Raw genomic sequence first — 14717 nt, 5'->3', positions numbered from 1 at the left:
TGTGGCCATGTCGCGCCTCGGCGTCGTGCACGTCCCGCGACGTGCGACCTTGTCGCGGCCGTCCCGAGCCGGGAGGCTCCGGCCGTGGCAGCGAGCGTGCGTGTCCGGCCGTCCGAGGTGGCGCTCCTGCGCCTCGTCGCGCAGCGGCTCGCGGGCCCGCCCGCCGCCGGCCCGGCCGACGCCGTCCGGCACCTGCTGGCCCTGCAGGGGCAGGACCTCCGCGGGGCGCTCGTCGCCGTCGCGCTCCGGTGCGGCCTCGCGGGCGCCGGGGCGCTGGACGCCGTCCGCGCCGCGCTCGCCGACGCGTCCGTCGTCCGGTCCTGGCCGATGAGGGGCACGCTCCACCTCGTCGCCGCCGAGGACCTCGGGTGGCTCCTCGGGCTGACCGCGGAGCGCACCCTCGCCGGGGCCGCGTCGCGCCGGGCGGCGCTGGGGCTCGACGAGGCGGCCTTCGCGCGCGGCCGCGAGGTGCTCGTCGGGGCGCTGGCGGGCGGGCGGTCCCTGACCCGCGCCGAGGCCCTCGACGCCCTGCGGGACGCCGGGCTGCTCGACGGGCCGGGGCAGCGCGGGTACCACCTGCTGTGGCACCTCGCCCACACCGGGCTCGTCTGCTGGGGCCCGCCGGCCGCGCCGCCCGACGGTGCCGCGCGCGGCCAGGGCGACGAGCAGCGGCTCGTCCTGCTCGACGAGTGGGTGCCGCAGCCCCGGCGGCTGCCGCGCGAGGAGGCGCTGGGCGAGCTGGCCCGGCGGTACCTCGCCGGCCACGGCCCGGCGACGGTCGCGGACCTCGTGCGCTGGTCGGGCCTGCGGGTCGGCGACGTGCGCACCAGCCTCGCGCTGGCGCGGCCCTCGCTCGAGGTCCTCGACGTCGACGGCGTCGAGCACCTCCTCGACCCGGCGACGCCCGCGCTCCTCGACGGGGCCCGCACCGCCGCCCGGCGCCCGCGGCTGCTGCCCGGCTTCGACGAGATGGTGCTCGGCTACGCCGACCGGACGGCGACGCTCGCCGCCGAGCACGAGCCCCTCGTCGTCCCCGGCGGCAACGGGATCTTCGCGCCGACCGTCGTCGTCGGCGGCCGGGCCGTCGGCACGTGGCGCCGCACCGGCCGCGTGCGCGGCCCCGCCCTGGAGGTGACGCCCTTCACGACGCTGCCGGCCGCCGTCGAGCGGGCCCTCCCGCGGCTGTCCGCGGCGCTCCCCGCCTGACGGCCCCCGCCCGGCCGAGACGTGCGGCCGGGTCGTGCGCCGGTGGGGAGCCCCGCGGCCGCGAGGTGCGGCCGGGGCGCGGGCGTGCGGGGGCGGGTTTGGGCGGCCGGGCGGGGCGCCGGTAGGGTCCACCACGGTGGCGTGTCCGAGCGGCCTAAGGAGCACGCCTCGAAAGCGTGTGAGGGGGCAACTCCTCCGTGGGTTCAAATCCCACCGCCACCGCCACCGCCACGAGCCGGCGTCGCAGGTCTCCCCCGGGAGCCCCGCGGCGCCGGCTCTCGCGTCGCCGGGCCCCGTCGTCCGGGTGCGCACCCACCGCGGCGCCGGGAGACTCCGGGCGCCGTCGGGGGCCCGGGGACGGCGACCCGACGACGACCGGAGCCGCCGTGCTGCTCGCCGCCCTCCTCGTGCTGGGTCTCGTGCTGGGTCTCGTGCTGCTCCTCGTCGGCGGCGAGCTGCTCGTGCGGGGCGCCTCGGGCCTCGCGACCGCGGCCGGGCTGTCGCCGCTCGTCGTCGGCCTGACCGTCGTCGCGGCCGCCACGAGCGCCCCCGAGCTGGCGGTGTCCGTGCTCGCCGCCCGGGAGGGCGCACCGGGGCTCGCGGTCGGCAACGTCGTCGGCAGCAACACCGTCAACGTCCTGCTCGTCCTCGGCGTCGCGGCGCTCGTCGCCCCGCTGGTCGTGGGACGGCAGGTGCTGCGCGTCGACCTGCCGGTCGCCGTGGGCGTCGGCGTCCTCCTGCTCCTCCTCGCCCTGGACGGCGAGGTCGGCGTCGTCGACGGGCTCCTGCTGCTCGCGGTGCTCGTCACGTACACCGTCCGCACCGTGCTCGTCTCGCGCCGGACGACGGCCGCGGCGCCGGAGGACGACGCCACCCCGGCCGGCCGGGGGAGGACGGTGCGCGACGTCGTCCTCCTCGTCGTCGGGGTGGCGCTCCTGCTGGGCGGCTCGCAGGTCCTCGTCGACGCGGCGAGCACGGTCGCCGAGCAGCTCGGCGTCGACGACCTCCTCGTGGGGCTGACCGTCGTCGCGGTCGGCACGTCGCTGCCCGAGCTGGCCATCTGCGTCGTCGGCGGGCTGGGCGGCCGGGCCGACCTCGCGGTCGGCAACGTCGTCGGCAGCTGCGTCGTCAACGTCGGCGGCGTGCTCGGGGTGACGGCGCTCGTCGCGGGCGACGGCGTCCCCGTCGACACGAGCGCCCGGGCCGTCGACCTGCCGGTCATGGTGGCGTCGGTCGCCGGGCTCCTCGTCCTGCTCGCGGTGCGCCGCGGCCTCGGACGGCGTGACGGCGCCGTCCTGCTCGGCGCCTACCTCACCTACCTGGGGTACCTCGTCGTCGACGCGACCGGCAGCCCCGCCCGCGAGGACTACGTGCGGGCGGCCGCGGTGCTCGGCGTCGTCGTCCTCGGGACGGTGGCCGTGGCGCTGGTGCGCGAGGTGCGCCGCCGCACGGCTCAGGGCGCGGCGCCCGCGACCTGACCCGCGCGGTCGCGGACGTGGGCCGGCACGGGCGCCCCGGCCGGCAGGTCGGGGCTCGGCTCCGGCTCGCCCCAGCTCGTGCGCAGCGGCAGGACCCCGGCCCACACGGCGTCGCCGCCCGCCGCGACGTCGCGCTCCTCGTCGCCGGGCGGGCCGGTGCGGACCTTGACCGACGCCTCGGAGAGGTCGAGCGCGAGGACGGCCGTGGCCGCGCCCTCCCGGCGGTCCGGTCGGCGGCTGTGGTCCCACGAGCCGGGCGCGAGGTGCTCGGTGATCGCCGCGAGCGCCGCCTCGTGCTCGGCGGGGTCGGCGACGACGCGCGGCACCGCGTGGACGACGGCGCACCGGTAGTTCATCGAGTGGTGGAAGGCCGAGCGCGCGTAGACGACGCCGTCGACGAGCGTGACGGTGAAGCACGCCGGCGCCGCGGCGGACTCCCGCAGCGACCGGGCGCCGGTGGATCCGTGGACGTAGAGCACCTCGCCGACCCGGGCGTAGCCGGTCGGCAGCACGAGCGGGGCGCCGTCGACGACGACGCCGAGGTGCCCCACGAGGCCGGCGTCGAGGACGGCGTGGAGGGCGGTGCGGTCGGTGACGGCCCGCCGGTCGCCGCGGCGGACGGTCGAGCGGGCGGTCGGGGACAGCGGCGGCAGCGGCGGGGACGTGGTCACGGGACGAGCGTGACGACCGCGGTGGCATCCTGGGACGGCCAGGACGACGGGTTCTCAGCAGGCCACCGGCCGACCCGCCGTCGGCCCGCGGAGGTGCCCGTGCCCGAGGTCCCGCCCCTCGTCCTCGACCGTGCGGCGGCGGAGCCGCTCGCCGTGCAGCTCGTCGCCGGGCTGCGGGACGCCGCCGCGTCGGGTGCGCCGGCGCCCGGCGACCGGCTGCCCTCGACCCGTGAGCTGGCCCGCGTGCTCGGCGTGAGCCGCACCGTCGCCGCGGCCGCCTACGACCAGCTCCTGGCGGAAGGCTGGGTCGAGGGGCGCCGCGGGGTCGGGACCTTCGTCGTCGACGTGCCCGCGCCGGTGGGCCGGGCCCGTCGGCCCGCCGCGGTCCCGCCCGCGCCGTCGTCGCCCCCGCCGGGCCCGTCGGGGACCGACCTGCGCGCGGGGGCGCCGTGCACGGAGGTGCTCGACCGGGCGGCGTGGCGCCGGGCCTGGCGGGCGGCCGGCGACGAGCCGCCCGACGGCGAGCCGGACCCGCGGGGGACCACCGCCTTCCGGGCGGCCGTGGCCACCCACCTGCTCCGTCACCGCGGGCTGCCGGCCTCCGCGGACGACGTCCTCGCGGCGACGGGCACGTCGGCGGCCGTCGCCGAGGTGGCGGCGCTCCTGCCGCCCGGTGCGCGGGTCGCGGTGGAGGACCCGGGGTACCGGCGCAGCGTCGGCGCGCTGCGGGCCGCCGGCTGCGTGCCGGTCCCGGTCCGTGTCGACGCCGGCGGGCTCGTCGTGGACGAGGTGCCGCCGGACGTGGCGGCGGTCGTCTGCACCCCCGCGCACCAGTTCCCCCTCGGCGGCCGGATGCCCGCGGCCCGGCGGACGCGGCTCGTCGAGCGGGCCCGGGCCGAGGGCTTCCTCGTCCTCGAGGACGACTACGACGGCGAGCTCCGCTACGACGTCGCCCCGCTGCCCCTGCTGGCCGCGCTGGCCCCGGACGTCGTCGTCCACCTCGGGACGACGTCGAAGACGGTGAGCCCGACGCTCGGCGCCGGGTGGGTCGTGGCCCCGCCGGCGGTGCGCGAGGCGCTCGTGGCGCGGCGGACCGCCACGGGCACGCGGCCGCCGCGGGCGGGGCAGCGGGTGCTGGCCGCGATGGCGGCGTCGGGCGACCTGTCCCGCCACCTGCGCCGGCTGCGCCGCGAGCTGGCGGCCCGCCGCGAGCTGGTCCTCGCCACGGTCCGGGCGGCCGGCCACGTCCCGGTCGGCGACGCCGCCGGCGCCCACGTCGTCGTGCGCCTGCCGACGGCGGAGGACGAGCGGCGGCTCCTCGGGCGGGCCGGGCGCGCCGGGCTGGTCCTCGCCGGGCTGGCGGGGTGCGCCGTCGACGCGGCGCGGCCGCCGGCGGCCGGGCTCGTCGTCGGGTGGGCGGCGCCGTCGTCCGCCGAGCTGCCGCGGGCGCTCGCCGCCCTGGGCCGTCTGCTGGCGGGTCAGCCCGCGGCGGACCCGTCGGGCCCCGGGGAGGGAGCCGCCCTCGCGGCCCGGGCCGCGACCTCGGCCCGTACGGCCGCGAGCTCGTCGCGGGCGACCGCCGCCTCCTCGTAGCGACCGGCGGCCGCCTCGGCGCGCATCTCGGCCTCGAGCTCGGCCTCCAGCGCGGCCAGGCGCGCGGCGTGCGCCGACCTCAGCTGCACGACGGACGTCCGGGTCGTCCCCGTCGTCCCGTCCGGGCGGAGGACCGGCATGCGGGCCGGGGCGTCGCCGATGTGGTGCTGCCGGCCGCCCGGGTCGGCCCGCCGCGGCGCCCGCCGCCGTCCGCGGACGAGGTCCCGGGCGCTCGGGGCCGGCGTCGGGTCGGCGGGCCGGTCGTCCTCCGGGGGCGCGTCGTCGGCGGGACCGGGCCCGCCGACGGGCGGGCGGGCGCCCACGTCAGGACGTCGGCGCCGCGCTGGGCGCCGGGGAGGGGGCGGGCGTCGTCGGCGGGGCGCACGAGGCGGGCACCGACGCCGGGTCGGGCTGCTGGACGGCGGTGAGGGGGGACCCCGCCGGGGCGAGGGACTCGTAGGCCTCGCCGAGCAGGAGGTCCACGGCCGTGCCGGGGCGGCCGTCGTCGGCGACGAGCTCGGCGCCCGGGACGATGCTGGCGAGGCCCTGCGCCGCCCGCTCGCCCTCGGGGCCGTAGCGCACCTGCGCCGCCGAGGTCACGCTCGTGCCCGAGGCGGCGTTGCCGGGCGTGCCGACGGCGAGGCCGCGGGCGACGAGCTCGGCGGTGACGTCGCCGGCGAGGCCGGTGCGCCCGGTGGCGTTGAGGACGGTGACCTCGACGGAGGCGGGGTCGACCTGCACGGTGACGGCCTGGGGGCAGGGGCCGCCCTCGGCGACCTCCTCCTCGGCCGCGCCGAAGGGGCCCTCCCACCACCCGCGGTTGACGCCGGCGGCGCCGATGCCGATGCCGATGACGACGAGGAAGACCGCGACGAAGACGGCGCTCTGGCGGGCCCGGGCGCGGCGGCGGCGGCGGACGGCGGCCCCGGGGTCCGTGGGCTGGGTGGCGGGTCGGGCCATGTCAGTCCTCCAGGACCAGCACGCGCGCGTGCAGCGTGGGGCGCTGGTGCAGGGCGGCGCGGACGGCACGGTGGAGGCCGTCCTCGAGGTACATGACCCCTCGCCACTCGACGACGTGCGCGAAGAGGTCGCCGTAGAAGGTGGAGTCCTCGGCCAGCAGCGCGTCGAGGTCGAGCGTCCTGCGCGTCGTCACGAGGTGCTCGAGGCGGACCTGCCGGGGCGGCACCTCGGACCAGTCGCGCGTCCGGGTACGGCCGTGGTCGGGGTAGGGGCGCCCCTCGCCCACCGACCGGAAGATCACCGGCGCAGCGTAGGCGGTGGGACGGCCGGCCCGGCGGTGCGCCGCGCGGACGGCGGTGCCGCCCCGCCCGCGGGCCTCGACCGGCGGACCGGCCGGGACGGGTCAGGACGCGCGGGCGAGCGGGCTCCGGGCGGTCACGGCGACGGCGCCGCAGGCGGTGCACACGACGTCGGGGCAGTCGTCGCCGTGCCCGTCGACGCACTCGACGAGCTCGTGGGGGACGGCGGTGCCGCAGACGGCGCAGTCGGCGTCGTCGAGGGCGGCGGCCCAGCGGAGCTCCCCGGCGGCGTCGGCCGCGGCGCGCGCACGGGTGCGGGAGGAGGTGGTGGTCATGGCCGGAACGGTGCCACGGGGGTCCGACAACGGGTCGCAGCAGTCCCGGCGGGTCGGCCGTCCGGGTGCCCCGGGACGACGAAGGCCCCGCCGGGGCGGGGCCTTCGGGGCGCGGACGCCCTGGCGGAGGATGGGGGATTCGAACCCCCGAGGGTCTCCCCAACACGCTTTCCAAGCGTGCGCCATAGGCCACTAGGCGAATCCTCCGCGGAGGAGCCTAGCCCAGGTCCGGCACCGCTCGCGCCCGCAGGGAGGGGCGACGGCCTCCGCGTGCGTCCCCTACAGTGGCGCCCGGCCCCTCGCGTGGCGTCACCCTGCTGAACTCCCCCAGGGCCGGAAGGCAGCAAGGGCAGGCAGGCTCTGGCGGGTGCGCGGGGGGTCCTCTGCGTCCCGCCCGCCGGGCCCGACGGCCGCGCTCAGCGCGCGACGAGCAGCTGCGCCGTCGCGAGGTCGCGGTAGAGCGGCGAGGTCTCCAGCAGCTCCGCGTGGGTGCCCGTGCCGACCACCCGGCCCGCCTCGAGCACGACGATCTGGTCGGAGTCGACGACCGTCGAGAGCCGGTGCGCCACGACGAGCAGCGTGCTCGCCCGCGCCGCCGTCGCGAGCGCCTCCCGCAGCGCCTGCTCGCTGCGCGCGTCGAGGCTCGCCGTCGGCTCGTCGAGCAGCAGCAGCTCGGGGCGGGCCAGCAGCGAGCGGGCGATGGCCAGCCGCTGGCGCTCGCCGCCCGACAGGCGCACGCCCTCCTCGCCGACCTCGGCCGCCAGGCCCTCGGGCGAGCGCTCCACGAGGCCGGTGAGGCGGACCGCCGCGAGGACGTCGTGCAGCGCGCGGTCGTCGGCATCGGGGGCCGCGAGCCGGAGGTTGTCGGCCAGCGTCCCGGCCAGGACGGGCGCGTCCTGCTCGACGTAGCCGAGCCGGCGCCGGACGGCGTCGCGCGGGAGGGCCCGGACGTCCGTGCCGTCGAGGCGGAGCTCCCCGCCGGTGACGTCGTGGAAGCGCTCGACGAGCTGCAGCAGCGTCGACTTGCCGGCGCCGGACGGGCCCACGAGCGCCGTGCGGGAGCCGTGCGGGACGACGAGGTCGACGTCGCGCAGCACCTCGGTGCCGTCGGGGTAGGTGAAGGAGACCCGGGACAGCTCGAGCAGCGGCACCGTCGGCGTGGGGGCGGTGGACGGCGCGCGCGGCCGGGCGACGACGGGGGCGCGCGCCGCCGGGGCGTCGTCGTCCTCGAGCGGGAGCGCGACGACCTCCTCGATCCGGGTCAGCGCGCCGAGGCCCTGCTGCAGGAGCGTGTACGCCTGGAGGACGGACGCGAGCGGCAGGACGAGGAGGAAGAGGAAGAGGACGAAGGAGACGAGCTCGGCGACCGTCAGCGCGCCGGCCGCCACGCGCGCGCCGCCGACGGCGAGGACCGCGACGAAGGCGCCCTGGACCGCGACGACCATGACCGGCGAGACGACGGCGCTCGTCCGGGCCGACCGGACGCCGGCGTCGTGCGCGGCGCGGGCGCGGTCGAGGACGACGGCCACCTCGCGCTCCGTCGCCCCGCTGGCGCGGATGGTGCGGACGGCGCCGAGCGCGCGCTCGACGGCGGCGCTCATCTCGCCGACCCGGGTCTGCGCGGCGAGCGACAGGGCCCGCACGCGCCGGGCCACCGAGACGCCCGCGACGACGCCGAGCAGGACGCCCGTCAGCGCCACGGCCAGCAGGACGGGGTCCACGAGCGCCATCGCCACGAGCGCGCCGACGACGACGAGGACGTTGGCGGCGACCTCGACGAGGCCGGACGTGACGACGGCCCGCAGCAGCGTCGTGTCGGCGCCGACGCGCGACATGAGGTCGCCGGTCCGCCGGCTGTCGTACTCGGCGACGGGCAGCCGGAGCAGCCGCTCGACGAGCGTGCGGCGGGTCGACAGGACGACGCCCTCGGCGGTGCGCTGCAGGAGGTACTGCTGCAGGCCGCCGACGAGCGCGGCGACGACGAGGACGAGGACCGCGACGGCGGCGGGCCCGGCCACGGACGCGCCGTCGGAGACCGCCGTGATGATCCGCTGCACGAGGAGCGGCTGGGCCAGCGACGCGGCGGCCCCCACGAGGGAGACGACGGCCACGAGGGCCAGCGCGCGGGTGTGCTCGCGCAGGTAGGGCACGAGGGCCCGCAGGCCGAGCCGGGCGCCGCCGGGCGGCGCCGACCCCGTGCCCGCCGTGCCCTGCCGGTCGTCCGCCGCGTCTGCCACCCGACCATGGTCGCCCCGCGCCGGGGGTGCCGACGCCGCGGGCGCCCGCCGTCGTCCACCGGGCCGGTCCCGGCTGTCGGCGGGCGCGGCTACCGTCTCCGTCGTGGCTGCGGGTGGACGAGGCGGGGACGGGCCGACGCTCGCGCTGTACCGGCGCTACCGGCCGGAGAGCTTCGAGGACGTCATCGGCCAGGAGCACGTCACGGCGCCGCTCATGCAGGCGCTGCGGACGGGGCGCGTCAACCACGCGTACCTCTTCTCCGGGCCGCGCGGCTGCGGGAAGACGACGTCGGCGCGGATCCTCGCCCGCTGCCTCAACTGCACCGGGCCCGACGGGCAGCGGCAGACGCCCACGGACACCCCGTGCGGGCAGTGCCCCAGCTGCGTCGAGCTGGCCCGCGGCGGCTCGGGGAGCCTCGACGTCCTCGAGATCGACGCGGCCAGCCACGGCGGCGTCGACGACGCCCGCGAGCTCCGCGAGCGCGCCACGTTCGCCCCGGCCCGGGACCGCTACAAGGTCTTCGTCGTCGACGAGGCCCACATGGTCACGTCCCAGGGCTTCAACGCGCTGCTCAAGCTCGTCGAGGAGCCCCCCGAGCACGTCGTCTTCGTCTTCGCCACGACGGAGCCGGACAAGGTGCTCGGCACCATCCGCTCGCGCACCCACCACTACCCCTTCCGGCTCGTGCCGCCCGAGGTGCTGCTCGGCTACCTCGAGCACCTGGCCGAGGTCGAGGGCGTGCCCGTCGGCAAGGGCGTGCTGCCCCTCGTCGTGCGCGCCGGCGCCGGTTCGGTCCGCGACTCCCTCTCGGTGCTCGACCAGCTCGTCGCCGGCGCCGACGAGGGCGGCGTCGACTACGAGCGCGCCATCTCCCTGCTCGGCTACACGCACGGCAGCCTCCTCGACGACGTCGTCGACGCGCTGGCGGCCGGCGACGGCGGCAGCGTCTTCCGCGTCGTCGACCGGGTCGTCGGCTCCGGCCACGACCCGCGGCGCTTCGTCGAGGACCTCCTCGAGCGGCTGCGCGACCTCGTCGTCGTCCGCGCCACCGGCGAGGGGGCCCGCGCCGTGCTGCGCACGGTGCCGGAGGACCAGCTGGCCCGCATGCAGGGCCAGGCGCAGCTGCTCGGCCTCGCCGAGCTCAGCCGGGCCGCCGACGTCGCCAACGCCGCCCTCACCGAGATGACCGGCGCGACGTCGCCGCGGCTCCACCTCGAGCTGCTCTGCGCGCGGCTGCTGCTGCCGGTCGCCGACGTCGGCGAGCGCGGGCTCGGCGCACGCGTCGACCGGCTCGAGCGGCGCCTCGGGGTGCCCGTCACCGGGCCGACGGGGACGGCTGCCGCTCCGCTGGCGCCGTCGCCCGCCCCGGCGGCCGCCGCCCCGGCGCCCGCGCCCGACGAGGCGGCCGTCGAGGCGCCGCGCCGTCGTGTGGTGCCTGCGCCCGCGGAGGAGCCGGTGGCTGCCGCCGCCCCGGCCGCCACCTCTCCCGCCGCGCCCGCCCCGTCGGCGCCCGCCCCCTCGGCGCCGGCCGAGGCGCCCGCCCCCGCGCCGACCCGGCCCGCGCCCACCGCGTCGTCGGCCGGCGGCGACGTCGACACCGTGCGCCGCATGTGGCCCGACGTCCTCGAGCGCGTGGGCACGCTGCGCCGGGCGACGTGGTCGCTCGTCAGCCAGCACGTCCAGGTGCACGAGGTCACCGGCGGCGCCGTCCGCCTCGCGCTGCCGTCCGAGGGGCTCGCCCGGACCTTCGCCAGCGGGCCGCACGCCGACGTCGTCCGCCGCGCGCTCGTCGACGTCCTCGGGCTCGACCTGCCGGTCGAGGTGGCGACGCCCGGCGCACCGCCGGCCGCTCCTCCCTCGTCGGCGGGCGCGTCCGGTTCCCGTCCGGTGGGCCGCGACGGCGGTCCGCGCGGTGGTGGTTCGTCGGGCGACGGCGGCCGGTCCCGCGGCGACGCGGGCGGGACGGACGGTGGCCGTCCGCCGTCGGCGACCCGTCCCGGCGGTGCGCCGACCGGTGCGCCGTCGTCGTCCGACGGCCGGGGCGCGCAGCGACCCCCGGCCGGGGGCGGACGCGGCTCCTCCGCCCCGGCGTCCACGCCTCCTGCGGCCCGTTCCGCCGCGCCCGCGTCGGCTCCCGCCGCGGGCGAGGACGACTGGCCCGAGCCGGCGCGCCCCGGCGCGGGCCGCCAGGCCACGGCCGCGCCGACGACGTCCGCGTCCGCGTCCGCGCCCGCGGCTACTCCCGCTGCCGCGCCGGTGCCCCCGTCGCCCGCCCCCGCGGCGGGGGAGGACGACCCCCCGGCCGCCGGTGGTCGTCGCGCTCCCGAGCCGGCGTCCGCGGACGGGACGCCCGACCGCGGTGCTCCGGCACGCGCCCAGGGTGGGACCGGCCGTGCGCCGGCCCGGGGCGGCGCGTCCCGCGGCCAGGCGGCGCGCGGCTCCTCCTCGCGCGGTGCCGCGCGCGGCGGCCGTCCGCTGCCCCCGACCGACTGGGACGACCTGCCGCCGGCCGAGCCGCCGGACGACGACGCCCCGCCGGAGGACGGCCCGCCCCCGGACCTCCACGCCCCCCGCGGCGCCGTCGCGCCGTCGGCACCGCCCGCCGCCGCGCGCCCGCAGGGGCACGCCGGCGAGCGGGCGGCGGCCCCGCCGCAGGAGCAGCAGCAGGCCCCGACGCCGGACCGCGACGAGCCGTCCCCGCGGCCGACGACGCCGACTCCCGTGGCTGAGGCCCCGGCGGTCCGTGAGCCGGTCGCCGTCGCCCCGGTCGGCCCGTCGGCCGACGCCGGGGCGCCCGGTGGTCCCCGGGCGGGCGGCCCGCCGCTCGCGCCGGAGCCGACCGCGCCCACGCCGCCCCGCCTCACCGGCGCGGCCGCGGCCCGCGCGGCCGCCGCGGCCTCCCGCAGCCGGCTGGCGACGTCCGCCGAGCCCGCGGCACCGGCCGCCGCGGGCGACGTCGTCGAGGACCCCGACGACGCCCCCAGCCGTGACGACGCCGACGCCGAGGACGAGAGCCTCGTGGGCGCCCGCCTCGTCGAGCAGGTGCTCGGCGGCCGCGTCATCGACGAGGGCTGACCGCCTCCGCCCTCTCGTCGGGCGCGGGGCGGCGTCGGCGAGCCGAGCGAGCCGGCGTCCGGACGTCGACGACCCGACGGGCACCTGGGGCGAGCTCGCGTCCGGGTGGACCGTGCTGCGTCGTCCCGGTGACGGCGCGACGCCGACCCGTGGCCCGCGGGCGACGCCGTCGGCGAGGTGGTGAGCAGGGCGCCTCGTGGTGACGTCGGCAGCGACGTGGGCGGCGGGTGCCCCGCCACGAATGACTTCGGCAGCGAAGTGGGCCCCGAGGGGCGCTCAGAAGCGACTTCGGCAGCGATGTCGGTCCGGAGGGGCGCCGGCAGTCGACGTCGGCAGCGAAGTGGGGCCCGAGGGGCGCTCAGAAGCGACTTCGGCAGCGAAGTGGGTCCGTGGGGGCGCTTTCACGCGACTTCGGCAGCGAAGTGGGTTTCGAGAAGCGCCTGGGCGCGACGTCGGCAGCGACGTGGGTCTCGGGTTGCCGACATCGCACGACGGTGTCCACGGGATTGTGTAACAATCCGCCGTGCCCGCGCTGCTCGTCCTCGCCGCCGCCGTGCTCTTCGGCACCACCGGGACGTCCCTCGCGCTCGGGGCGCCGGACGCCGAGCCGGCCGCCGCCGGGGCGGCGCGGGTCGCCGTCGGGGGGCTGGCGCTGGCGGCCGTCGCCCTCGTCGCCCGGCGTCGCCGACCGGCCCCCGCCCGCCGCTCCACGGGAGCACGGCCCTGGGGAGGCGCCGCCGTCGTGGCCCTCGGCGCCCTCGCGGTGCTGGCGTACCAGCCGGCCTTCTTCACGGGGGTGCAGGCCAACGGCGTCGCGGTCGGCACGGTCGTCGCGCTCGGGGCCGGGCCGCTCGTCGCCGGGGTCCTCGAGCGGCTGCTCACCGGTCGGCCGTGGAGCCGGCCGTGGCTCGTCGCGACCGGCGTCGCCGTCGTCGGGCTCGTGCTGCTCGGCCTGCCCGGCGGGCCGTCGGGGGCCGCGGGCGGGGTCGCGCCCCTCGGGCTGCTGGCGTCCGTCGCCGCCGGCACGGCCTACGCGGTCCTCACCGTCGCGACGAAGGCGCTGCTCGACCGGGGATGGGCGCCGCTGGACGCCGTCGGCGCGGTCTTCGGCGGGGCCGGTGCCGTCGGCGCCCTGCAGCTCGCGCTGACGCGGCCCGTCGTCGTCGTCGACGTCCCCTCGCTCGTCGCCGTCCTCTGGCTCGGCCTGGCGACGACGACGCTCGCCTACGCCCTCTTCGTGCGCGGCCTCGCCGGGGTGGGCGCGGCGACGGCGGCCACGCTGACCCTCGCCGAGCCCGTCGTCGCCGCGGCGCTCGGGCTCGTCGTGCTGGGGGAGCGCGTCACGGGGACCGGCGTCGCGGGGCTCGTCCTCGTGGCCGCGGCCCTCGGCGTCCTCGCGCTCGCGGGCCGCCGGCCGGTCGCCGAGGGGGCGCCCGTCCCGACGGCGGCGGGCGACGGGGAGGATGGCGCGCCATGGACGACGCCGGAGGTCCCCGCGGCGGCGGCACCGCCGTCGCCCGCATCGCCGCCGCGCTGAGGGAGGAGATCCTCCTCGGCCGCGCGACGCCCGGGCAGGCGCTCCGCGAGGAGGCCCTCGCCGAGCGCTTCGGCGCCAGCCGCCACACCGTCCGGACGGCGCTCGCCCGCCTGGGGGCCACGGGCCTCGTCCGCTCCGAGCCCTACCGCGGCACCGCCGTCACCTCGTTCGACGTCGAGCAGGCCGTGGCGCTGCAGGACCTGCGGCGGGCGCTGGAGTGCGAGGCCGTGGAGGTCCTCGTCCGCCGGCACCCCGACGGCTGGCCGCCCGAGGTGCTCGCGCCGCTCGAGGCGTGCGTGGCGGAGCTCGCCGCCGCCGAGCGCGCGGCGGGCGACCGCCCCGCCGACCCCGCCGACCACGCCGCCCCCGCCGACCGCGCCGACCCCGCCGACCGCGACGACGCCACCGCGTGGCGCGCGGTCGAGCGGGCCCACTCGGCGCTGCACCGCGCGCTCGTCGCGGCGGCGGGCAGCCCGCGCATCACCGCGGCGCACGAGCAGATCGCCGACGAGATGGACCTCCTCCTGCTGCACGCCCGGCACGTCTACCGGCCGGGCGAGCTCGCCGCCCAGCACGCGGCCCTGCTGGCGGACCTGCCGGTGCGCGGGGCGGCGGCCGTCCGCGAGCACCTCGACGACACCGTCGTCCGCCTCGCGGCGGGGGCGGGCGGCGGCCCGGGGCGCGCGTAGTCTCGCCACGTGTACGAGGGCGCGGTCCAGGACCTGGTCGAGGAGCTCGGGCGGCTGCCCGGCGTCGGCCCCAAGAGCGCGCAGCGCATCGCCTTCCACCTCCTCGCCTCGGACGCCGAGGACGTCGAGCGCCTCGCGACGGCCCTCACCGAGGTCAAGCGCCGCGTCCGCTTCTGCGCCGTCTGCGGCAACGTCGCCGAGGCCGAGCGCTGCCGCATCTGCCTCGACGAGCGGCGCGACGGCTCCGTCATCTGCGTCGTCGAGGAGCCCAAGGACGTCGTCGCCGTCGAGCGCACCCGCGAGTTCCGCGGCCGGTACCACGTGCTCGGCGGGGCCATCAGCCCCATCGAGGGCGTCGGCCCGGACGACCTGCGGATGCGGGAGCTCATGACCCGCCTCGCCTCGGGCGAGGTCACCGAGATCATCATCGCCACGGACCCCAACCTGGAGGGCGAGGCGACGGCGACGTACCTGGCCCGCCTCTGCAAGCCGATGGGGCTGCGCGTCACGCGGCTCGCGTCCGGCCTGCCCGTCGGCGGCGACCTCGAGTACGCCGACGAGGTCACCCTCGGCCGCGCCTTCGAGGGCCGGCGGCTGCTCGACGTCTGACGCGGCCCCCGCCCGGGCCGGCCGGGA

13 protein-coding genes, 2 tRNA genes and 1 other RNA gene are annotated in these 14717 nt (G+C 79.7%); 9 read left to right on the top strand and 7 right to left on the bottom strand.

The features are described from left to right. The first annotated feature begins 84 nt into the window (after positions 1 to 84). From EDC03_RS03735 to EDC03_RS03725, 3 genes are all read left to right on the top strand, one after another. Entirely contained in the window at positions 85 to 1206 is a 1122-nt protein-coding gene (locus tag EDC03_RS03735) for a winged helix DNA-binding domain-containing protein (RefSeq protein WP_199719920.1), read from the top strand. Between the two features lie 135 nt (positions 1207 to 1341). Continuing rightward, positions 1342 to 1431: transfer RNA gene (locus EDC03_RS03730), tRNA-Ser, on the top strand. A 161-nt stretch (positions 1432 to 1592) separates the two neighbouring features. Beyond that, positions 1593 to 2684, top strand: coding sequence for a calcium/sodium antiporter (locus tag EDC03_RS03725; RefSeq protein ID WP_199719919.1), 1092 nt, complete (start codon positions 1593 to 1595; stop codon positions 2682 to 2684). Here EDC03_RS03725 and EDC03_RS03720 read toward each other — a convergent pair. Next, positions 2660 to 3355: a pyridoxamine 5'-phosphate oxidase family protein gene (locus EDC03_RS03720; protein WP_241967020.1), complete on the bottom strand. Its 696-nt coding sequence runs from the start codon at positions 3353 to 3355 to the stop codon at positions 2660 to 2662. The two genes, EDC03_RS03725 and EDC03_RS03720, sit on opposite strands and share 25 nt — an antisense overlap. A gap of 99 nt (positions 3356 to 3454) precedes the next feature. Here EDC03_RS03720 and pdxR point away from each other — a divergent pair, with 99 nt between their 5' ends. Continuing rightward, positions 3455 to 4948 (top strand): MocR-like pyridoxine biosynthesis transcription factor PdxR, encoded by a 1494-nt coding sequence (gene pdxR / locus EDC03_RS03715; protein ID WP_123378882.1) that lies wholly within the window; start codon positions 3455 to 3457, stop codon positions 4946 to 4948. On the opposite strand, the gene EDC03_RS03710 is transcribed toward pdxR, so the two are convergent. The 5 genes from EDC03_RS03710 to EDC03_RS03685 all read right to left on the bottom strand — a co-directional run bounded on the left by EDC03_RS03710 (position 4834) and on the right by EDC03_RS03685 (position 6749). Then, entirely contained in the window at positions 4834 to 5271 is a 438-nt protein-coding gene (locus tag EDC03_RS03710) for a hypothetical protein (protein WP_123378881.1), read from the bottom strand. The genes pdxR and EDC03_RS03710 overlap by 115 nt on opposite strands. A 1-nt stretch (position 5272) precedes the next feature. Further along, positions 5273 to 5908, bottom strand: coding sequence for a LytR C-terminal domain-containing protein (locus tag EDC03_RS03705; protein ID WP_158674192.1), 636 nt, complete (start codon positions 5906 to 5908; stop codon positions 5273 to 5275). A gap of 1 nt (position 5909) precedes the next feature. Next, positions 5910 to 6209, bottom strand: coding sequence for a type II toxin-antitoxin system VapB family antitoxin (locus EDC03_RS03695; protein ID WP_123378880.1), 300 nt, complete (start codon positions 6207 to 6209; stop codon positions 5910 to 5912). 102 nt (positions 6210 to 6311) lie between these two features. Further along, positions 6312 to 6542, bottom strand: coding sequence for a hypothetical protein (locus tag EDC03_RS03690; RefSeq protein ID WP_123378879.1), 231 nt, complete (start codon positions 6540 to 6542; stop codon positions 6312 to 6314). 121 nt (positions 6543 to 6663) lie between these two features. Continuing rightward, positions 6664 to 6749 (bottom strand) — tRNA-Ser (locus EDC03_RS03685). Between the two features lie 83 nt (positions 6750 to 6832). Here EDC03_RS03685 and ffs point away from each other — a divergent pair. Further along, positions 6833 to 6929: signal recognition particle sRNA small type (ffs, locus tag EDC03_RS03680), an RNA gene on the top strand. A 29-nt stretch (positions 6930 to 6958) separates the two neighbouring features. Here the strand turns inward: ffs and EDC03_RS03675 are convergent. Further along, a complete protein-coding gene (locus tag EDC03_RS03675) occupies positions 6959 to 8779 on the bottom strand; it encodes an ABC transporter ATP-binding protein (protein WP_199719918.1) in 1821 nt (606 codons plus the stop codon). Positions 8780 to 8882: 103 nt separating this feature from the next. Between EDC03_RS03675 and EDC03_RS03670 the strand changes: the two genes are divergently transcribed. The 4 genes from EDC03_RS03670 to recR all read left to right on the top strand — a co-directional run bounded on the left by EDC03_RS03670 (position 8883) and on the right by recR (position 14690). Beyond that, a complete protein-coding gene (locus tag EDC03_RS03670; RefSeq protein WP_199719917.1) occupies positions 8883 to 11855 on the top strand; it encodes a DNA polymerase III subunit gamma and tau in 2973 nt (990 codons plus the stop codon). Between the two features lie 523 nt (positions 11856 to 12378). Continuing rightward, positions 12379 to 13392, top strand: coding sequence for an EamA family transporter (locus EDC03_RS03665; RefSeq protein ID WP_123378878.1), 1014 nt, complete (start codon positions 12379 to 12381; stop codon positions 13390 to 13392). Then, on the top strand, positions 13329 to 14081 hold the full coding sequence (locus tag EDC03_RS03660) for a GntR family transcriptional regulator (RefSeq protein ID WP_123378877.1): 753 nt from the start codon (positions 13329 to 13331) through the stop codon (positions 14079 to 14081). The genes EDC03_RS03665 and EDC03_RS03660 overlap by 64 nt, the downstream gene beginning before the upstream one ends. Before the next feature lie 9 nt (positions 14082 to 14090). Next, positions 14091 to 14690: a recombination mediator RecR gene (gene recR / locus EDC03_RS03655; RefSeq protein WP_123378876.1), complete on the top strand. Its 600-nt coding sequence runs from the start codon at positions 14091 to 14093 to the stop codon at positions 14688 to 14690. Positions 14691 to 14717: the final 27 nt, after the last annotated feature.

The organism is Pseudokineococcus lusitanus (assembly GCF_003751265.1).
GTDB lineage: Bacteria > Actinomycetota > Actinomycetes > Actinomycetales > Quadrisphaeraceae > Pseudokineococcus > Pseudokineococcus lusitanus.
The sequence above is the reverse complement of the archived record's forward strand: the minus strand, read 5'-3'. Positions and strand labels throughout refer to the sequence as shown.

What these genes read in the sequence shown, in the direction of transcription:
- EDC03_RS03660 (WP_123378877.1), top strand. Translation starts at nt 13,329, where the DNA reads ATGGACGACGCCGGAGGTCCCCGCGGCGGCGGCACCGCCGTCGCCCGC.
- EDC03_RS03690 (WP_123378879.1), bottom strand. Translation starts at nt 6,542, where the DNA reads ATGACCACCACCTCCTCCCGCACCCGTGCGCGCGCCGCGGCCGACGCC.
- EDC03_RS03705 (WP_158674192.1), bottom strand. Translation starts at nt 5,908, where the DNA reads ATGGCCCGACCCGCCACCCAGCCCACGGACCCCGGGGCCGCCGTCCGC.